Origin of the sequence: Micromonospora sp. NPDC005324 (genome assembly GCF_040607155.1) — a bacterium.
Lineage (GTDB): Bacteria > Actinomycetota > Actinomycetes > Mycobacteriales > Micromonosporaceae > Micromonospora > Micromonospora trifolii.
The window spans coordinates 188,729-208,310 of record NZ_JBEXGE010000007.1; the positions used below are offsets into that span (position 1 = coordinate 188,729).

Sequence of the window (19,582 nt, forward strand, 5' to 3'; positions counted from 1 at the left end):
GGCGCACTCCGGCGGCCCGGGCATCGAGTGGGCGTACCTGCGGACGCCCAGCCTTGAGACGCACTTCACCATGGTCTACGTCGAGCCGGTGGGCACTGGCGCGTCGGGGCAGCTCAACAACGCCGACGATTACCGTCTCGACACGTATGTCCGTTTCCTGCACGCCGTCGTCGACCACCTCGGCGCGCCCGGGTGTACCTCCTCGGGCACTCGCACGGCGGTTTCGTCGTCCAGCGGTACGCGCTCGCCCACCCGGACCGGATCGCCGGCCTCGCCCTGTACGACACCTCGCCCGTCACCGGCGCCGAGTTCTGGGGCGAGGCCAAGGCCGGCCTCGCCGCCTACCCGCAGCGGCACCCGGACCGGCCGGAGGCGGCGGCGGTCCCGGCTGCCTTCGCGCAGATCGGCGGCGCGACGGACGACGAGTCGTTGGGGGCCGCTCTGCGCGCCGCGCTGCCGGTGTACTTCGCGGACTTCTGGGGCCGACAGGACGAGTTCGCCCCGTATCAGGCGGCCGTCCGGATCTGGGCGACGCCGGCGGGCGCGCAGGACCCCACGCCCTTCGACGTGCGGGGAAACCTCGCTGAGATCACCGTGCCCGCTGTGGTGATCGTCGGGGCGTACGACTTCATCTGTGGCCCCCGCTGGGCCGAGCAGTTGCACGCGGGGCTTCCGGACTCGCGGCTGGTGACGCTGGAGCGAAGCGGACACTTCGCGCACATCGAGCAACCGGTGGAGTTCACCGACGCCGTGGCGGAGCTGCTGAAACGTTGACCCACAGCGGCGCCGCCCGCCCCGAGGTCCGTTCGTCACAGCGGGCAGGCCTCGGGGTGCGGGCGCGTTGCACGGTCATAGGCTGAACGCTTTGCTGCACCGTGACCAAGAGGAGACCGCCGTGAGCCAGACCGAACGGATGGATTCCGTCGACGAGTGGAACGTGGCCGAGGACGACGGCGTCCTGGACGCCTCCGACACCCTCGACGACGACCGGGTCGGCGACCCCCTCGACACCGGCATCATCGCCGAGGACCACTGGACGGCGGCAAACCGGTTCGGCACCACGCCGGCCGAGCAGCGGGCTGGCGAGTCCCTGGAGCAGCACCTCGCCCAGGAGGTGCCGGATGTCGACCCGTACGCCGAGGATGGCGACGACGAGGACGAGCTGACCCGCCGGGGGTACGAGGCGGAGGCGCGTGCCGGCCGCCTCGTCGCCTACGACGAGGGCGTCCGAGAGGACGACGAGGCCGAGTCGGTCGCGTGGGACGCCGGCATCGACGCGGGTGCCGCCAGCGCGGAGGAAGCGGCGATCCACCTGGTCGAGGACCCGGACGGGCCCGGCGACGGTCCGTTGCGCTGACGCCGTACCCGCCGCGCCCGGCACCTGAGGTGCCGGGCGCGGCGGTGTCGGTCAGTGGATGACGACGGGCGTCCTGACCTGCTCGCCCTGCGGGTCGTCGAGCGGCGCCGGCTGACGTCGGCGCGGCAGGAACGCGGCCGGGATGATCGTGAGCACGACCAGCGCGAACGCCACCCAGAACGTGCTGGCGAACGACTTGGCGGCGAAGTCGAGCCCGCGCTCGATGAGAGACGGGTCGACCGGCATCTGCTGAAGCAGCTCCGGCCGCTGCTGGGAGGCGATGGCCAGCCCGGCCTCGGTGACCGGCTTGCCGCTGTCGTCCACCAGGCCGGGGATCGGCCGGGAGCCGTTCAGCTCGTTGGTGAGGATCACCGACATCACGGCGGCGCCGACCGAGCCGCCGATCTGCTGGAGGATGTTGACCAGCGTCGAGCCGCGGGCCACGTCGTTGGCCGACAACGTTCGCAGCGCCGACGTCATGATCGGCATCATCGTGCCGCCCATGCCCAGACCCATCACGAACAGCGACCCACCGAGCAGCCAGTACGAGGTCTGCGGGTCGACCTGGGTGAAGCCGAAGAACCCGACGACGATGAGCCCCAGCGCGAACGGGACGGTACGCCCGATCGGCACCCGGTCGGCCAGCGTGCCGGCGATCGGCATGGTGATCATCGCGCCGATGCCCTGCGGGGCCATCAGTAGACCGGCGGCCAGCGTCGACTCACCGCGCACCTGAAGGAAGTAGCTCGGGAACAGCAGCCCGGCGCCCATGAACGCGATGATGAACACGAACATCGTCACCGAAGCGATGGTCAGGCTGCGGTTGCGGAACAGCCGCAGGTCGAGCAGCGGGTGCCGGGGCTTGAACGAGTAGAGCACGAACGCCACCACCAGCGCGCCGCCGACCAGCATCGGGGCCCAGACCTTGGTCTCGGCGAAGGTGCCCGTCTCCGGCAGGGACGAGACGCCGTAGAGGAAGAGGGCGAGGCCCGGCGAGAGCATGAGCATGCCGACGAAGTCGAACGACTCGGACGGCTCGGGCGCGTCCTTCGGCAGCGCGACCTGCGCGTAGATCAGGGCGACAACGCCGATCGGCAGGTTGATCAGGAAGATCCAGTGCCAGCTCGCGGTGTCGATCAGCCAGCCGCCGAGGATCGGACCGCCGATCGGCCCCAGCAGCATCGGGATGCCGAGGACGGCCATCAACCGGCCGATCCGGTGCGGCCCGGCCGCCCGGGTCATGATGGTCATTCCCAGCGGCATGAGCATGCCGCCACCGAGGCCCTGCAGGACCCGGTAACCGATCAGTTCGCCGATCGTGTCGGCCATGGCGCAGAGCCCCGACCCGATCGTGAACAGGGCCAGCGCCACCATGTAGAGCCGTTTGGTGCCGAACCGGTCCGCCGCCCACCCGCTGAGCGGAATCACTGTGGCGAGCGCCAGGGTGTAGGCGGTCATGGTCCAGGCGACGCGGGCGTAGGACGCGTCGAACTCATTCTGGAATGTGGGCAGCGCCACGCTGACCACCGTCACGTCGAGGATCGACATGATCGCGCCAAGGACGACGACGCCGGCCACCTTGAGCACCGCGGCGTCGAGTTTGTCCGAGGTCGCGAGGGATTGCTGTGTCACTAACTCTCCTGAAGTCGATTGAGCCGGCCGTTGGTGGGCGGTGGCGGCGATGCCGCGCCAACCGGGCGCGGGGCGCGAGGTGCCAGGACGACGACGCGCGCAGGAAGACTAACCGCCAGCTGTGACGATTCGCCGCCGGATTTCGTGACCGCCCGACCGCGTATCCGATCGGCCCTGCGACTGTGGCCGGACGTCGGGGTGGCGATCAGCCGGCAGAACCGCGAGCTGGAGGCGGATCGGGGTCCGGATCTGCGCGGCGAGGCCCGGGGATCGCTGCCGGGTCCTGGCCGCGCGCCTCTCACCGCCTCCGCGCGCCTCTCACCGCCTCCGCGCGCCTCTCACCGCCTCCGCGCGCCTCTCACCGCCTCCGCGCGCCTCTCACCGCCTCCGCGCGCCTCTCTTCGCGTCAGTGGCCGGGCGGGGTCGGGGCGTGCCGGGCTGGCCACTCGATCGGCCTGCTGACCGAGGTGATCGTTGTGCTGGTGGTGCTCACGTTCGTCGGTGGTAGTGGTTGCGGCGGGGAACCTGTTCGGGGTCGAGCCAGGCCGGCGGCACGAACTCCGGGTGGCCGTCGCCTGCCAATCGCACGGCCCAGTCGGTGTGGTGCAGGTGCCGGTGGTGGTGGCCGCAGAGGAGGACGGCGTTGTCGAGGCTGGTTGGGCCGCCGTCGGCCCAGTGGTGGATGTGGTGGGCGTCGCACCAGCGCGGTGGTCGGTCGCAGCCCGGGAAGGCGCACCCCCCGTCCCGCAACACCAGAGCTCGCCGGAGGGTGCCGGTGATGAGACGGCGTTGTCGTCCGAGGTCGAGTGGTTGGCCGGCTCCGCTGAGGACGGCGGGAAGGATGGCGGCGTCGCAGGCGAGGCGGCGCACGGCCTCGGGGGTGAGATGTAGGCCGGTGTCGAGGTTGCCGCTGCCCAGTTGCCGGGTCAATCCGTCGTAGCTGGTGGTGACGACGATTTGCGCCGGGTCGCCGCCGCTGTCGGGCAGCTCGCCGGTGCGCAGGGTGAGTCGGCAGATGTCGGCGAGGGCGTCGTGGCGGCGTTGCCCGGGGGACCGCGAGTCGTCCGGTCCGGACGGGGCGGTCAGTGGGTCGATGGCGGCGCGCAGCAGCCCGGCGGTCTCGGTGTCGAGGGTGCCGGTGAGTCGGAGTCGGCCGTCGGTGAGGGTGGAGAGGGTGAGGTGACGGTCGCGGGTCGCGCGGCGTGCTTCGGCGTCGAGGGCGGCTTGAGCGGCGGCGTCAGCGAGGTCGGGGGCGACGTGGTCGAGGATGCGGGTGCCAAGTTTGCGCAGCAGGGTGGGGTCGAATTGTGCGGCCCAGCCAACGAGCACACCGACGGCTTTGTCGGCGGTCTCGGCGTCGGCCGACGTGCTCACGGTGTCGACGGTGTCGGCGATGACCCGGGCCTGGTCCAGGCTGATGGCGCCATCAGCCAGGGCTTGTCGGATGCCGGGGTTGCCGGTGTCGAGGGCGGTGGCGAGGTCGATCAGGCGGCGGGCGGCGGGGACGGTCAGCCGGAGGCGTTCGCGCAGCCAGACGGCGGTGGAGGAGGCTCCTTGGGTGCGGGCGGTGCCGCGGCCGTCGATCTCGCGGACGAGGGTGAGGGTGACGGCGGCGAGGCGTTGCTCAAGGCGGTGGGCGGCGTCGAGCGCGGCGATCAGGTCATGTTCCGGCAGGGCCCAGGCGGCGGCGTCGACGCAGGCCGCGACCGCGTCGTCTGCCAGCGCCAGCTCCTCAACCATGACCCGAGACTAGAACAGGTGTACGACATCCTCAGTCACCATGATCGATTCACGCCAGCCCGGCCCAGGCGGCAAGCCGGCGATCTGGCTGCCATGGCCGGCGGAGAACTAGCTGCTGCACCTGCTGGCGTCGAGGGCAGCCTGCTCCACTCGCTGGCGGTAGCCCAGCCACCATGACTCGGCCACGGGAGGCAGGTTGTCGTTCCTGGACAGCAGCCCGGCCGCGCCGTCGATGAGTTCGCGCACGATGTCAGCGTGGCCGGCGTGCCGTTGGGTTTCCGCTGTGACGTGGACCAGGACGTGGTGCAACGTGACCGCCGCACCGCCCCACCACGGCACGTGGCCAACCTCATGCAGTGCAAGGGCTTCGATGGTGGTGTCGGCGTGGGCGATCGCGCGACGGTACAGTGCGACGATCTCCTCGCGGGTCTCCTCCGCGCTCGCCCACATGTCGGCATTGGTCTCCGCCCCGTCGCCGACATAGGGCAGTTCCTGCTCGAACGGTCGGCCGAACACGACGCCGAAGTAGAGGATCTCCATGGCTGCCGAGTGCTTCACCAGACCGAGCAAGTTGGTCGCGGTCGGGGTCAACGGACGCCGAATGTCGTATTCGCCGAGCCCGTCGAGCTTCCACAGCAGCGACTCGCGGCCGCCCTTCAAGTAACTGTGCAGGTCTTCCTTCATTGCGGCACTATGACATCCGGTCGGGTGTCGGCGTTGCCCCGGACGATCCGACGTGAGGTCTAGCTCGGCTGGGCCGTGACCACCGGCACGGCGGCGGTGAGCGCCCAGTCGTGCCCCGATGTCGGCGGCCGCGCGCAGCAACCTCGGAAGGTGCTCCTCGATCAGGGTCTCCAGCGAGGTCTCGGCGGCGTGCACTGTCACGTTGATGGCGGCGACGACGCGCCCGTCGCCGTCGCGTACGCCGGTGGCGACGGACCGGATTCCCGGCGCCAGGTCCTGGTCGGCGAGCGCCCAGCCCTTCGCCCGGACCTCGCGAAGCACGGCGTCGAGGTCGCCCGGCGAGGGCTGCCAGCGCGGCGTGATGCCGGAGCGGCTGGGCTCGGCGAGGACGCCGGCACCACCGCCGGCCGGATCGTCCTCGCGCTCTGAGTGGGCCGGGCCCCAGCCGGGGATCGCGGAACCGTGGATAGACCGCACCTGGTTGGGGTTCGGCAGCGGTGCGACGGTCGGTCCATGACACCTTCCACCTACACCGTCGCCGGCCACTGGATCGGTGGCGAGACCGTCACCGGCTCCGCCGGCACCCTTCCCGTCGTGAACCCGGCCACCGGCGAGGTCGTCGCCGAGACCCCGGCCGGCACCGCCGCCGATGTCGACAGCGCCGTCGCGGCCGCCCGAGCCGCCTTCCCGGCCTGGTCGGCGACCACGCCGCAGCACCGGGCGGACGTGCTGCGCCGCCTCGGCGCCGGCCTCGCCGCCCGCACGGAGGAGATCGCCCAGGCGATCACCGCCGAGATGGGCTCTCCGATCGGTATGTCCCGGACGGCCCAGGTCGCGTTCCCGGCCGCTGTGGTCGAGTCCATCGCCGGCCTGGCCGACGACTTCGCCTGGTCCGAGGAGGTCGGCAACTCGCTGATCGTCCGCGAGCCGATCGGCGTGGTCGGCGCGATCACGCCGTGGAACTTCCCGCTTCAGCAGATCGTCTCCAAGCTGGCGCCGGCCCTGCTCGCCGGCAACACGATGGTCTTCAAGCCGTCCGAGAACGCGCCGCTGACCGCGCGCATCCTCGCCGAGGCCGCCACCGAGGCCGGCGTACCGGCGGGTGTCTTCAACGTCGTCTACGGCACCGGCGCGACCGTCGGCGAGGCGATCTCCGCCCACCCGGACATCGACATGATCTCCTTCACCGGCTCCACCCGGGCGGGGCAGCGGATCTCCGCGGTGGCCGCGGCGACCGTCAAGCGGGTCGCGCTGGAGCTGGGCGGCAAGGGCGCGACCCTCATCCTCGACGACGCCGACCTGCCCACCGCAGTCGAGCGGGGCGTGATGATGGCGTTCGCCAACGGTGGTCAGGTCTGCGGCGCGTGGCCGCGGATGTTGGTACCCGCCTCCCGTCAGGACGAGGTCGTCGCGTTGGCCGTCGAGGCCGCGAAGCAGTACACAGTCGGCGACCCGGGCGACGAGGCCACCCGGATCGGCCCGATGGCGTCCGAGACCCACCGGCACAAGGTCGTCGGCTACATCGAGCGGGGCATCGCCGACGGCGCCCGGCTGGTGTTCGGCGGCCCGCAGCGGCCCGAGGGGCTGACCGTCGGGGCCTACGTCCAGCCGACGATCTTCGCCGACGTCGACCCGGCCTCCGCGATCGCCCAGGAGGAGATCTTCGGCCCGGTGCTGACGATCATCCCCTACGCCGACGAGGAGGAGGCCGTGGCCATCGCCAACGGCACGCTGTACGGCCTGACCAGCGGCGTCTTCGGTGAGCCGGAGCACGCGCTGGCGATCGCCCGGCGGCTGCGCGTGGGCCAGGTCGACGTGAACGCCGGCCACTGGAACCCGCTCGCCCCGTTCGGCGGCTACAAGCACTCCGGCAACGGCCGCGAGTTCGGCCGCTTCGGCCTGGAGGAGTTCCTGGAGACCAAGTCCATCCAGCGCTGACCGCCACAACCCCCCTGCCCCCTGCCCCCCGTACCAACGCCCGCGCCGATCTTGCACTTACGGTCGCCGACATGGGGTGTTACAAACCTTATGTCTCGACAGGAAGTGCAAGATCGCGAAACCGGGGGCGGGGCGGGGCGGGCGCGGGGTGGAACACCGGGGCGGGGCTGGTCTGTTGCAATCCACGTGCCGGTCCACCCGCCGGCACCCACCGAACGGAGTCACCGTGGACCGCGCCCAACTCGCCAGCTTTCTGCGCACCCGCCGCGAGGCGCTCCAGCCCGAGGACGTCGGGTTGCCCCGGGGCCCGCGCCGGCGCACCGGGGGGCTGCGGCGCGAGGAAGTCGCCACGTTGAGCGGGATGTCCACCGACTACTACAGCCGGTTGGAGCAGCAGCGGGGGCCGCACCCCTCGGAGCAGATGCTCGCCGCCCTGGCCCGGGGCCTGCGGCTCACCCTCGCCGAACGCGACCACCTGTTCCAGCTCGCCGATCACGCCGTTCCGCGCCGCGCGGTGCGGGCCGACCACGTGAACCCGGGAATGATGCGGATCCTCGACCGGATGCACGACACCCCGGCCCAGGTGGTGAACCACCTCGGCGAGACCCTGGCGCAGACCGCGCCGGCCATCGCCCTGCTCGGTGACGAGACCCGGTACACCGGTTTGGCGCGCAGCGCGCACCACCGCTGGTTCACCGACCCGGCGGCACGGCAGCTGCACCCGGCGGAGGACCACGAGACGCAGAGTCGCCTGCTCGTGGCGCACCTGCACGCGTCGTACACCCGTGACGGGCGCGGCTCGCGGGCCGCGACGCTCGTCGACGACCTGTTGGCCAGGAGCGTCGAGTTCGCGCGGCTGTGGCGGGAGCACCCGGTGCCGGCCGGCTACTGCCCGGCGAAGCACTTCGTGCATCCGGAGGTCGGGGCGTTGGAGCTGCACTGCCAGACGCTGGTGGACCCCGACCAGTCGCAGACCCTGTTGGTCTTCACCGCCGTGCCCGGGTCGCCGAGCGACGACAAGCTGCGGCTGCTCTCCGTCATCGGTGCCCAGCTCGTCTGACCGCGATCAGCTCCGAGCGGGGTAGCGGGCCGGGCTGACGCCCAGGTAGCGCCGGAAGTGGCGGGTCAGGTGCGCCTGGTCGAAGAAGCCGGCCGCGACGGCTGTCTCGACGGGCCGCTGCCCGGCGAGGAGCAGGCGACGTGCCAGCTCGACCCGACGGCCGGTCAGGTACGAGTGCGGTGGCACGCCGTGCACCTGGGTGAACGTCCGGACCAGGTGGGTCGGGTGGGCGTGCAGCAACTGCGCGGCCTCCCCCAGCGTGACGCCCTCGACGGTCCGGGCGTCCAGAAGCTCCCGTAGTCGGACGGCGAGGCCGCGGCCGGCCGGCTGGCCAGCGGCCGGGGAGCGCTGGCGGAGCTGGCGGCGCAGCCGGTCCAGGATGAACGCGAGTCGACTCTCGGCCTCGAACTCGGCGCCGGGCTCGGCCAGCGCCTGATGCAGGTGGTGGATCCGGTCGCGCAGCTGTGGATCGGCAAGGTCCGGCTCGTCGACGGCCCGGCCGACCAGCTCGGCGTCGAGCGCCGAGGTGTCGAGGTACAGGACCCGCTTGCGGAAGCCGTCCGGTGTGGCGGAGCTGCCGTCGTGCGGCACGTACGGCGGCAGCAGGGTGACCGACGTGCGCAGCGCGCCGTGCCGGTGCCGGTCCAGGTCGAAGCGGACCGCGCCGTCGTCGACGATCAACAGCGTCCACACCTCGTGGATGTGCCGAGGGTAGGCGTGGTCCACGAAATGGGCGTGGAAGACCTCGGCGACCCCGGCTACCGCGGGTCGCCACGCGCTGACGTGCGAGCCCGCCGGGCGGGTGGCCACGCTAAGAACGTACAAGACCGGTAGGCGTCGGGGCGGGCAGGCTCGACGCCATGACCGAACCGATCCGCTTTCCCACCAAGATCGCCGCACTGCTCCGCAACGACCTGGCGAGCTGGCAACTGCTGAACATCACCGCCTTCCTGGTCAGCGGCATCGCGAGCACGCTGCCGGAGCTGGTCGGCGAGGAGTACCGCGACGCGGACGGCACCAGCTACCTGCCGATGTTCGGCCAGCCGGTGCTGGTCTTCGCCGGGGATCGGGCGACGTTGGTCGGCGCACACTCCCGCGCCCTCGCCCGTGGCCTACGGGTGGCGATCTTCACCTCCGAGCTGTTCGCCACCGGCAACGACCGGGACAACCGCGCCGCCGTCCAGGCGGTCGGACGGGAGAAGCTCGACCTGGTGGGCCTGGCGCTGCACGCGTCGCGCAACGTGGTGGACAAGGTGCTCAAGGGTGCGTCCATGCACCCGTGACGGCATCCGTGGCGACGAAGACATTGATACCGGCGGGCGGCGCCACCCCATGACGGTGCTCAGTTGTCGGCCCCCAGCGCCTCCACCGGGCTGACCCGCGACGCCCGACGGGCCGGCAGCACCCCGGCCAGCGCGGTCAGCCCGACGAGCACCACGAAGAGCCCGGCCAGCGGCAGCAGCGGTGCGGTCAGCGGTGCCTGGATCCCGAGGGTCTGGACCGCCAACCAGGCGTAAGGGATGCCGAGCGCCAGACCGATGGTCGCGCCGATCACCCCGTACAGGCCGGACTCGACGGTCAGCATGGTGCGCAGGCCGGTCCGGGACAGCCCGATCGCCCGGAGCAGGCCGGACTCGCGTACCCGCTCCACCACCGAGAGCGCGGTCGTGGAGCCCACGCCGACGACCGCGATCAGCACGGTCAGGCTGACCAGACCGACAGCGATCCAGACCAGGGTGCGCACCAACGCGTCGTTGCGGTCCCGTTCGTCGGCGAGCACCGCGAGGCCCACCCCGTCGCTGCCCTCGATCGCCTGCCGCAGCGCCCGCACGCCGGCGGTGCGACCGTCCTCGCCGGCGCCGGCCGCGTCGGCCAGCAGACCGGTGTACGCGGCCGGCACACCGAGCCGGTCCAGGTCGGCCGGATCGGCGAGGATGCCCGCGTGCAGCGGCCCGTCGCCGGGCAGGACCGCTGCCACCCGCACGTCGACAGTGCCGGCGGCGACGGCGAGCGTGACAGTGTCGCCGGCCCGCAGGCCCGCGTCCCGCGCGACCCAGCTGTTGAGCACGATCCGGCCGGGGCCACGATCGCTCAGGGTGCCCTGGGCGACGTCCAGGTCACCGGTGCTCGGCAACGCCGCCAGGTTCAGGTCGCTGGTCGGGTAACCGGACTCGGCGTCGCCGAGTTTGTCGGTGCCGCGCAGCAGCGTGGCGTCGCCGACCATCCGGTACGGCACCACGGTGGCCAGCGCACCGCGCGCCGCCTCGGCCCGGGTCACGACGGCCGGTGGCAGCGTCCCGCCGTTGCTGGTGACCTCGAAGTCGGTCGGGGCCGAGAGCGCCATCTCGCGGTCGGCGAGGATCTGCAACGACGCGCCGCCGATGACCACCCCGGAGATCAGGGTCACGCCGAGCGCGACCACGACGGAGACCGCGGCGGCCCGGCGCGGCGCCCCGCCGATCCCGCCGACCGACATCCGCCCGAGCGGCCCGAGCTGGCGCAGCGGCCAACCCACCACGGCCAGCACCGGGCGCACCAGCAGCGGGCCGAGTGCCACCAGCGCGAAGAACGCCAGCGCGCCGGACCCGACCAGCAGGAGCAGCGGCATCGACGGGTCGTAGTCCGACTGGTCCGGCTTCGGCAACTGGCTGATCGTCCCGACCGCCGCCAGGACCGCGCCGACGGCCAGGAGCAGCCCGAAGACCAGACGCGCCACGCCGATGCCACGGCGGCCGGCGGTGACGCTCGCCGCCCGCAGTGCCTCCAGCGGGGAGACCCGGGCGGCGGAGAGCGCCGGTGCCAGCACGGCCAGCACGGTGATCACGACGGCGCCGAGCACCACAGTGACCGCCGCCGCCAGTGGCAGGCCCGGCGAGGAGACCGCGTGGCCGGTGGCGCGCAGGATCGCCGGCAGCGCGTAGCCGAGGGTGAGGGCGCCGGCGACCCCGACGACACCGGCGACCAGCCCGGTCAGAGCTCCCTCGGCGGTCAGGGCCCCCACCAGGGTGGCCCGACTCGCGCCGACCGCCCGCAGCAGCGCGAGCTGCCGCATCCGCTGGGCGAAGACGATGCGGAAGGTCGAGGTGACCACCAGCGCGGCCGCGACGACCGCGATGGAGACGAACATGCCGACCAGGATGAAGAGCCTCCCGACCTCTTGGGCCGCCGCCTGGGCCTCGGCCTCGCGCACCTCGGCGCCGGAGCGGATCGGCTGGCCGGCGACCGCAGCGGTCACCCGTTGGCGGACCGCCTCGGTCGGAGCACCGGGGGTGACCCGCACGTCGACGCGCTCCACCGTCGTCAGGCGTGCCCAGGCGATCACGGCGCTGTCGGTGGCGTACGCGTCGTAGCCGGCGTCGGCGCCGACGTCCACCACGCCGGTCACTGTGAGTGGGGCGGGCGTGGTGAGTTCACCGCCGGTACCGCTGGTGGTGGTGCCCACCGAGAGCCCGAGCCGTTCGGCGGTGCGCGGCGTGATCGCGACCTCGCCGGGCTGGTCCGGGTAGCTGCCCTCGATCACCCGGACCATGCTCAGCGGGCCGGTGCCCGGATCGGACTGGAGGTTGAGGTACCCCTCGCCGATGGAGACCCCGGTCGCCACCCGGGCGACCGCCTCGGCCACACCGGGCACGGCCCGGATCTGCCGCACGTCGGTCACTGTGGGTGGCGGCACGTCGACGCTGCCGATGACCAGGTCGGTGACGGCCGGGGTGCCGCTGAGGTTGTCCCGCACGGTGCGTTCGGTGATCTGTTGCACCAGCACGGTGCCGAAGACGACGAACGACGCGACCAGGATCGCCAGGCCGGTCAGGATCAGCCGGCCGGGCCGCCGGGCCGCGGCGGTCGTCTGGGTACGCAGCACCGTCGCCCTCATCGGCGGGCCGCCAGATCACGCAGGGCGTCGGTGACCGACACCTGGTCCGGCTTGTCGATCTCGCCGGCCAGCCGCCCGTCGGCGAGCATCACCACCCGGTCGGCGTACGCGGCGGCGATCGGGTCGTGGGTGACCATGACGACGGTCTGGCCGAGGTCGCGGACCGAGTCGCGCAGGATGGTGAGCACCTCCGCGCCGGAGCGGGAGTCGAGGTTGCCGGTCGGCTCGTCGGCGAAGACCACCTCGGGCCGTGCCACCAGCGCCCGAGCCAGCGCCACCCGCTGCTGTTGGCCGCCGGACAGCTCGCTGGGCCGGTGGTTCAGGCGGTCGCCGAGGCCCAGCACCCGCACCAGGTGCGCGAGGAGTTCGGCGTCGGGCTGCCGACCGGCGAGGTCCAGCGGCAGCGTGATGTTCTGCGCGGCGGTGAGCTGCGGCAGCAGGTTGAAGGACTGGAAGACGAACCCGATCCGCTCCCGGCGTACCCGGGTCAGCGTTCGGTCCGACTGGCCGGTCAGCTCCGTGCCGCCGAGCAGGACGTGACCGGAGGTGGCCGTGTCGAGGCCGGCGAGGCAGTGCATCAGTGTCGACTTGCCGGACCCGGACGAGCCCATGATCGCGGTGAACTCGGCTCGGCCGAAGCCGACCGAGACCCCGTCCAGGGCACGGACGGCGGTGTCGCCGCTGCCGTACACCTTCACCAGGTCGACCGCGGCGACCGCGGCGTGGCTGGTCTCCGGCGGGGCGTGGGTTGTCATCGTTCCTCCAGTGGCTGCGTGGTGACCCGGAGAGCGTCGCCGCCACCGGCGGGTGGGCGCATCGGCCCGGGGCCGGGTATCGCCGACGCCGGGTCTGCCTTTTGGCCGATCCGCCATCACCACCCGGCTGGCTACGCTGGGTCACCATGAGCACGCCGGATCTTCGACGATGGTGGGTACGTCTGGCCCAGGCCGCCGGGCTGGTGGCCATGGGGTTGCTCGCCCTCTTCGACCTGCGGTTCGGCGCGCCGGAGAGCATGGCCGCCCTCCTGCTCCTGCTGGTGCGGATGGGGCTGGCGGTGGCAACGGTGCCGCTCTGGCTGCCGGTGCACCGGCTGGGTTCGCGGCTGCTGCCGCTGGCCGCGCTGGTGCTCGCCTGCGCCTCACTGGCCGTGACGGCAGCTGTCCTGGTCCTCTTCGACGGCAGCTACCTGATCAGCAGCAGCTGGGGGCTCGCCGAGTCGGCCGGGCTGATCGGGGTGGTCTTCGTGGTGGCCCGCTGGGGCGCGCCGCGGCTCGCCCCGTGGGCGGCGGTGGCCGCCGGGCTCGCCGTGGCCGCGTTACCGCTGCGCGTCGGCACCGAGAGCCTCCTGGTGATCTTCGGCCTGCTCCAGGTGCTCGCCGCGGCCGGCGCCGCCGGGGTGGGGCTCTACCTGCGCATCGTGGCCGCCGGCCGGGAGCGGGCGATCGCGCTGGTCCGGGCCGAGCAGCGTGCCGAGTTCGCCCGGGACCTGCACGACTTCATCGCCCACCACGTCACCGGCATCGTGGTGCAGGCGCAGGGCGCCCGGTTCGTCGCCGAGCTGGACCCGCAGCGGGTGATCGTGGCCCTGGAGCAGATTGAGCGGGCCGGCGCGGAGACGATGGCCTCGATGCGGCGGATGGTCGGGATCCTGCGCAACCCGGACGCACCGCCGGACGCGCCGCTGGCTCCGCTGGCCGGGGTGACCGAGCTGGAGCCGCTGCTCACCGGGTTCAACGGCGCGGCGAACGCGCCGGCACTACTGCACGTCGACGGCGACCTCAACGGGCTGCCGGTGGAGGTCTCGACGTCGGCGTACCGGGTGGTGATGGAGGGCCTGACCAACACCCGCCAGCACGCGCCGGACGCGCGGTCGGTGGACGTGGCCGTTCGGCGCACCCCGGACTGGTTGCTGGTCCGGGTCGCCGACGACGGCGCGTCGCCGCGCACCGCACCGGCCCGCGGGCACGGCTTCGGCCTGATCGGCCTCAGCGAGCGGGTACGCGCCCTCGGCGGCACGATCACCGCCGGACCCGGCGTCGCCGGTGGCTGGGTGCTCGACGCGGCCTTCCCGCTCCAGGTGGCGGTGGCGCGGTGATCCGGGTGCTGATCGCCGATGACCAGGCCATGGTCCGGACCGGCTTCGGCATGATCATTGGCGCTCAGTCGGACATGGAGGTGGTCGGCGAGGCCGCCGACGGCGTCCAGGCCGTCGAACTGGCCCGACGACTGCGCCCGGACGTGGTGCTGCTGGACATCCGGATGCCCCGCCTCGACGGTCTTGAGGCACTGCGGCTGCTCGCGGGGCCGGGCGTCGCCGACCCGATCCGGGTGGTCGTCGTGACGACCTTCGACCTCGACGAGTACGTGCACACGGCGCTCTCCAACGGCGCGTGCGGCTTCCTGCTCAAGGACTCCGGTCCGGCCCTGCTGGTGGAGGCGGTCCGCGCGGCCGTGTCCGGCGACGCGCTGATCAGCCCGTCGATCACGGTACGGCTGTTGGAGCACCTCAGCTCGCCTGCCCCGGCGCGCGACGACGGCGGCCTGTCGCCACGGGAACTCGACGTGGTGAAGCTCGTCGCCCGGGGCCTGACCAACGCCGAGATCGCCACCCAGCTCTTCATCGCCGTGGGCACTGTCAAGACCCATCTGGCGAGCGTGCAGATGAAGCTCAAGGCCCGCAACCGGGTCGAGGTCGCCGCCTGGGCCTGGGAGCGCCGCCTCGTCGGCTGACGGGGCACCGGCCTGGCCACAGCTGCCCTAAAATCTAGGCCAGTCTATGCCTGGTCCGCTGCGGTCACCCGGAAGCGAGGACTTCATCGTGCGTCACCATTCGTTCCGAGGAATCCGGTCCAGGGCCGCCGCGCTGGTTGCGTGCGCACTGACGGCAACGCTGGTCGCCGCCGGCGCGACCCCGGCGCAGGCCGCCGCCGACACCGAACGCCCCACCGCGCCCGGCCCGATCACCGTCGTCGCCATCGACACCACCTGGGTCGAGCTGACCTGGGCTGCCTCGACCGACGACGTGGGCGTGGTCCGCTATCCGGTCGGCGCGCAGTTCGAGGACTCCGGCGCCCAGTATTCGACGGACACCACCAGCATCCGGATCACCAACCTGCGGCCGTCGCGCACGTACACCTTCTCGGTGCGGGCGGAGGACGCGGCCGGCAACAGCTCGGTGTCCAACCCGACAGTGCGGTTGACCATGCCACCGGGCGACGACCAACCGCCGAGCGCGCCGGGTCAACCGGTGGCGTACGACATCGCCGCCACTGTGGTTTGGCTGCGGTGGGCGCACTCGGTGGAGAACGTCGCGCTCGACCGGTACGAGGTGTTCCGGGTCGGCGGCACTCTCACCCGGGTCCGTGAGGTGTACCAGTACCCGCCCGTGAACAGCGCCCAGATCAGCGGGTTGGCGCCGAGCACCACGTACACCTTCGTGGTGCAGGCCCGCGACGAGGTCGGACACCTGTCCCCCCTGTCCGCGCCGGTCACGGTGACCACACTGCCGCCACCGCCGAGCTGCGCGGTCCGATCCGTCGTGCGGCAGTGGTCGGACGGCTTCGTGGCGCACCTCGTCGTCACGAACACCGGCTCGACGGCGGTCGACGGGTGGACGATGACGTGGCGATTCTGGGCCAGCCAGCAGGTGCGGGGCATCTGGGGCGCGAAGGTCGTCGACCGCCTCAACAACAGCTACCTCCGGGTGGCCAACACCAGCCGCAACGCGGTGATCCCGCCCGGCGGCACCGTGTCGCTGGGGCTCGTCGCCACCGGCACGCAACCGCCGGAGGAGATCACGCTGAATGGCGGCCTCTGCACTGTGGCAGACGAATAACGCTCGACCCCGGGGGCTGGCGCGCGCCGCGACAACTTGCGACGCTAGCGCCTGTGTATGACTACGACCTGTTGGTGCTGGGTTCCGGACCCAGCGGTCAGAAGGCCGCGATCGCCGCCGCCAAGCTCGGCAGGCGGGTCGGCATCGTGGACCGCCGCGACATGATCGGTGGGGTGTGCATCAACACCGGCACCATCCCCTCCAAGACACTGCGCGAGGCCGTGCTCTACCTGACCGGCCTGAGCCAGCGGGACCTCTACGGCAGCAGCTACCGGGTCAAGGAGGAGATCACGGTCAGCGACCTGGCCGCCCGGACCCAGCACGTCATCACCCGACAGACCGACGTCATCCGCAATCAGCTGGCCCGCAACCGGGTCGCGATGATCACCGGCACCGGGCGTTTCGCCGACGCCCATTCGATCTGGGTCGACGACGGCTCCGGTCGTGATTCCAAGGTGACCTTCGACAAGTTGGTCATCGCCGCGGGCACCCGCCCGGCCCGCCCGGACAGCGTCGACTTCGACGACCGGACGATCGTGGACTCCGACGGCGTCATCAACCTCCAGGCCGTACCCCGCAGCATGGTCGTGGTCGGCGCCGGCGTGATCGGCATGGAGTACGCCTCGATGTTCGCCGCGCTCGGCACGAAGGTGACAGTGGTGGAACGCCGCGAGCGGATGCTGGATTTCTGCGACGACGAGGTCGTCGAGTCCCTCAAGTACCACCTGCGCGACCTCTCGGTGGCGTTCCGCTTCGGCGAGGAGGTGGCCGCCGTGGAGAAGCACCAGACCGCGGCGCTGTGCATCCTCAAGAGCGGCAAGAAGATCGTCGCGGACACGGTGATGTACTCGGCCGGGCGGCAGGGCCAGACCGACGACCTGGCACTGGAGGCGGCCGGGCTGGAGGCGGATCGACGCGGCCGGATCACCGTCGACGCCAACTACCGCACCTCGGTGGAGAACATCTACGCCGTCGGCGACGTGATCGGCTTCCCCGCGCTCGCGTCCACCTCAATGGAGCAGGGCCGGCTGGCCGCACAACACGCCTGCGGCGAACCGATCCGGGAGATGCACGGCCTGCAACCGATCGGCATCTACACGATCCCGGAGATCAGCTTCGTCGGGCAGACCGAGGCACAGCTCACCGAGAGCTCCACACCGTTCGAGGTGGGCATCGCCCGCTACCGCGAGTTGGCCCGGGGTCAGATCGTGGGCGACTCGTACGGCATGCTGAAGCTGCTCGTCTCCCCCGAGGACGGCCGGCTGCTCGGGGTGCACGTGTTCGGCACCGCCGCGACCGAGATCGTCCACATCGGTCAGGCGGTGATGGGCTGCGGCGGCACTATCGACTACCTGGTCGACACGGTGTTCAACTACCCGACGTTGGCCGAGGCGTACAAGGTCGCCGCCCTGGACGCGTCCAACAAGATCCGCAACATCACCCGCATCGACGGCTAACCACCACCTCCGACGAAGCCTGCCCCGCCACCGATGTCGGTGCTGCCCGCTACCGTGCCGGCACTGTTGACACGTCGAGGAAAGAGGCAGTGGTGGGCGCATCCGGGTGGAACTACTTCGTCACGTACCAGCCAGACCTGGACGCGGCGTTGGACGCGCTGCGGGACAGGATCTTCGCCGAGGGCGAGTACTGGTGGGCCCGGGGTGAGACCCCCAACTCGGCGAGCGACTACCCGAACCGTCCCGCCACGATGGACGAGCTGTTCAACGACGAATGGGTGCAGGAATCAGGCACCCATTCCATCCTCGACGTCTACCGAGTCCTCGACGAGGGCGAGCGACCCGAATTCGGCACTGTCGAGCCGGTGAGCGCTGCCGAGGCACTGCGCCATGCCGGCACCGAGCGCCTCACCCGCGAGCATCTGGCCGCCATCGAGGGGCTGGCCGAGCAGAGGTGGTTCGGCCGCTGCGCGGTCCTGCACGACGCCGAAGGCAAGCCAGAGGAGATTTACTTCTGGGGCTTCTCCGGCGACTGACCCGGCCACCGCCTCTTCCCCGCCTCTCCCCCGCCCCCACCCGCCCCGGTGATCAAGAGGTTTGCGTCATGACAGGCCAGGCAGGATGACGCAAACCTCTTGATCAACGAGGGCTGGCCGGTGCGGAGGCGTGGCCTCCGCACCGGCCGGTGGGGCTCTAGCTTGCTGAGCAGGTGGGGCTGAGGCTGCCGGCGGTGCCGTTGGCCTGGAAGCCGTACTCCGTGGACTGTCCGGCGCCGACCCGGCCGTTGTACGCCACGTTCGTCCAGTTCGTCGTGCCGGTGTTACCGCTGCGGTTGGCGTTCCACGCGTTGGTGACCGTCGCGCCGGACGGGAGACCGATGCCGACCGTCCAGCCGCTGATGGCCGACGAACCGGCCGTCACCTTCACAGTGGCCACAAAACCACCCGTCCACTGGTTCACCGACACCGTCGCCGTGCAGCCACCCGAGCCCGGAGGCGGAGTCGTGGGCGGGTCGGTGGGCGGGTCGGTCGGCGGATCGGTCGGCGGATCCGTGGGCGTGGTGCCGTTGTTCAACGCGGCGAGGACCGCGTCGTATGCGGGCTTCTTCGAGCCGTTGCTGTTGAACAGCAGCGGGGTCTGCGAAGCCCGCCACGAATCACTGTCGCGGATGCCCCACACCGTGATGCCGTTGCAGCGGGCCACGGCCAGGCAGTCCTCGACGACGCTGCGGTAGGTGTTCGCCGACGCGCCCTGGATGTCCAACTCGGTGATCTGCACGTCCACACCGAGCGCCGCGAAGCTCGACAGCGTGGTGCGGTAGTTGCTCACGTACGGGGATTCGTTGTTGAAGTGCGACTGGAAGCCCACGCAGTCGATCGGCACGCCACGGGCCTTGAAGTCGCGCACCATGTTGTAGACGCCCTGGGTCTTGGCGTGCGTCCAGTTGTCGGTGTTGTAGTCGTTGTAGCAGAGTTTCGCGCCCGGGTCCGCGGCACGCGCCGCCCGGAAAGCCGCCTCGATCCAGTCGTTGCCGGTGCGCTGGAGGTTGGAGTCGCGACGGCCTCCGGAGCTGCCGTCGGCGAACGCCTCGTTCACCACGTCCCACGCCACGACCTGACCGCGGAAGTGGGTGGCCACCTGCGTGACGTGGTTGAGCATCGCCGAGCGCAGCGCGCTACCACTCATGCTCTGCATCCAACTGGGCTGCTGCGAGTGCCACGCCAGGGTGTGACCGCGCACGCTCATGCCCCGGGTACGGGCGTGGTTGACGATCTGCTCCGCCGCGCCGTAGCTGAACCGGCCCTGCTGCGGCTCGGTCGCGTCGATCTTCATCTCGTTCTCGGGGGTCACCGAGTTGAACTCACGATTCAGAATCGTGGTGTACGCGCTGTCGGACAACCTGCCCGCCGCGACCGCCGTACCGAAGTACCGACCCTTCTCGGCTGCGGACGCGCCGAGCGTCGTCCCGGCGGCTGCCGGCGCCGTCGCGAACAGCGCCATGCCG

The 19,582-nt window shown here is 71.5% G+C and carries 17 protein-coding genes; 10 read left to right on the forward strand and 7 right to left on the reverse strand.

Going from position 1 to position 19,582, the window contains the following annotated elements; genetic code table 11:
- Nucleotides 1-192: 192 nt before the first annotated feature.
- Together ABZS40_RS10180 and ABZS40_RS10185 are read left to right on the forward strand one after the other, a co-directional pair.
- Nucleotides 193-774, forward strand: coding sequence for an alpha/beta hydrolase (locus ABZS40_RS10180; protein WP_354942993.1), 582 nt, complete (start codon nt 193-195; stop codon nt 772-774).
- A gap of 121 nt (nt 775-895) precedes the next feature.
- Entirely contained in the window at nt 896-1,357 is a 462-nt protein-coding gene (locus ABZS40_RS10185) for a DUF5709 domain-containing protein (protein ID WP_354942994.1), read from the forward strand.
- A 51-nt stretch (nt 1,358-1,408) separates the two neighbouring features.
- Here ABZS40_RS10185 and ABZS40_RS10190 read toward each other — a convergent pair whose 3' ends face one another.
- The 3 genes from ABZS40_RS10190 to ABZS40_RS10200 form a co-directional block, all read right to left on the reverse strand.
- Nucleotides 1,409-2,989 (reverse strand): DHA2 family efflux MFS transporter permease subunit, encoded by a 1,581-nt coding sequence (locus tag ABZS40_RS10190; RefSeq protein WP_354942995.1) that lies wholly within the window; start codon nt 2,987-2,989, stop codon nt 1,409-1,411.
- 489 nt (nt 2,990-3,478) lie between these two features.
- The gene (locus tag ABZS40_RS10195) at nt 3,479-4,729 is read right to left on the reverse strand and encodes a DUF222 domain-containing protein (RefSeq protein ID WP_354942996.1); all 1,251 of its coding nucleotides are present in this window, start codon (nt 4,727-4,729) and stop codon (nt 3,479-3,481) included.
- Nucleotides 4,730-4,837: 108 nt separating this feature from the next.
- Complete coding sequence (locus ABZS40_RS10200; RefSeq protein ID WP_354942997.1) at nt 4,838-5,890, reverse strand: DUF664 domain-containing protein; 1,053 nt, start codon at nt 5,888-5,890, stop codon at nt 4,838-4,840.
- Nucleotides 5,891-5,926: 36 nt separating this feature from the next.
- On the opposite strand from ABZS40_RS10200, the gene ABZS40_RS10205 reads away from it, so the two are divergent.
- Both ABZS40_RS10205 and ABZS40_RS10210 read left to right on the forward strand, forming a co-directional pair.
- On the forward strand, nt 5,927-7,351 hold the full coding sequence (locus ABZS40_RS10205) for an aldehyde dehydrogenase family protein (protein ID WP_354942998.1): 1,425 nt from the start codon (nt 5,927-5,929) through the stop codon (nt 7,349-7,351).
- Between the two features lie 226 nt (nt 7,352-7,577).
- Nucleotides 7,578-8,411 carry a helix-turn-helix transcriptional regulator gene (locus ABZS40_RS10210; RefSeq protein ID WP_354942999.1) on the forward strand — a complete coding sequence of 278 codons (834 nt, stop codon included), beginning with the start codon at nt 7,578-7,580 and terminating at the stop codon, nt 8,409-8,411.
- Between the two features lie 6 nt (nt 8,412-8,417).
- On the opposite strand, the gene ABZS40_RS10215 is transcribed toward ABZS40_RS10210, so the two are convergent.
- A complete protein-coding gene (locus ABZS40_RS10215) occupies nt 8,418-9,221 on the reverse strand; it encodes an AraC family transcriptional regulator (RefSeq protein WP_354943000.1) in 804 nt (267 codons plus the stop codon).
- A gap of 50 nt (nt 9,222-9,271) precedes the next feature.
- Between ABZS40_RS10215 and ABZS40_RS10220 the strand changes: the two genes are divergently transcribed.
- Entirely contained in the window at nt 9,272-9,694 is a 423-nt protein-coding gene (locus ABZS40_RS10220) for a DUF2000 domain-containing protein (RefSeq protein ID WP_354943001.1), read from the forward strand.
- A 59-nt stretch (nt 9,695-9,753) separates the two neighbouring features.
- On the opposite strand, the gene ABZS40_RS10225 is transcribed toward ABZS40_RS10220, so the two are convergent.
- Both ABZS40_RS10225 and ABZS40_RS10230 read right to left on the reverse strand, forming a co-directional pair.
- On the reverse strand, nt 9,754-12,273 hold the full coding sequence (locus tag ABZS40_RS10225; protein WP_354943002.1) for an ABC transporter permease: 2,520 nt from the start codon (nt 12,271-12,273) through the stop codon (nt 9,754-9,756).
- Between the two features lie 8 nt (nt 12,274-12,281).
- Nucleotides 12,282-13,040 carry an ABC transporter ATP-binding protein gene (locus ABZS40_RS10230; protein ID WP_354943003.1) on the reverse strand — a complete coding sequence of 253 codons (759 nt, stop codon included), beginning with the start codon at nt 13,038-13,040 and terminating at the stop codon, nt 12,282-12,284.
- 146 nt (nt 13,041-13,186) lie between these two features.
- On the opposite strand from ABZS40_RS10230, the gene ABZS40_RS10235 reads away from it, so the two are divergent.
- The 5 genes from ABZS40_RS10235 to ABZS40_RS10255 all read left to right on the forward strand — a co-directional run bounded on the left by ABZS40_RS10235 (nt 13,187) and on the right by ABZS40_RS10255 (nt 18,113).
- Complete coding sequence (locus tag ABZS40_RS10235) at nt 13,187-14,380, forward strand: histidine kinase (protein WP_354943004.1); 1,194 nt, start codon at nt 13,187-13,189, stop codon at nt 14,378-14,380.
- Complete coding sequence (locus tag ABZS40_RS10240) at nt 14,377-15,015, forward strand: response regulator transcription factor (RefSeq protein ID WP_354943005.1); 639 nt, start codon at nt 14,377-14,379, stop codon at nt 15,013-15,015. Before ABZS40_RS10235 ends, ABZS40_RS10240 begins: the two co-directional genes overlap by 4 nt.
- A gap of 88 nt (nt 15,016-15,103) precedes the next feature.
- On the forward strand, nt 15,104-16,120 hold the full coding sequence (locus ABZS40_RS10245) for a cellulose binding domain-containing protein (RefSeq protein ID WP_354943006.1): 1,017 nt from the start codon (nt 15,104-15,106) through the stop codon (nt 16,118-16,120).
- Nucleotides 16,121-16,173: 53 nt separating this feature from the next.
- The gene (gene sthA, locus ABZS40_RS10250) at nt 16,174-17,577 is read left to right on the forward strand and encodes a Si-specific NAD(P)(+) transhydrogenase (RefSeq protein ID WP_354943007.1); all 1,404 of its coding nucleotides are present in this window, start codon (nt 16,174-16,176) and stop codon (nt 17,575-17,577) included.
- A 92-nt stretch (nt 17,578-17,669) separates the two neighbouring features.
- A complete protein-coding gene (locus tag ABZS40_RS10255) occupies nt 17,670-18,113 on the forward strand; it encodes a hypothetical protein (protein ID WP_354943008.1) in 444 nt (147 codons plus the stop codon).
- Nucleotides 18,114-18,270: 157 nt separating this feature from the next.
- On the opposite strand, the gene ABZS40_RS10260 is transcribed toward ABZS40_RS10255, so the two are convergent.
- Complete coding sequence (locus ABZS40_RS10260) at nt 18,271-19,578, reverse strand: endo-1,4-beta-xylanase (RefSeq protein WP_354943051.1); 1,308 nt, start codon at nt 19,576-19,578, stop codon at nt 18,271-18,273.
- Between the last annotated feature and the right edge of the window lie 4 nt (nt 19,579-19,582).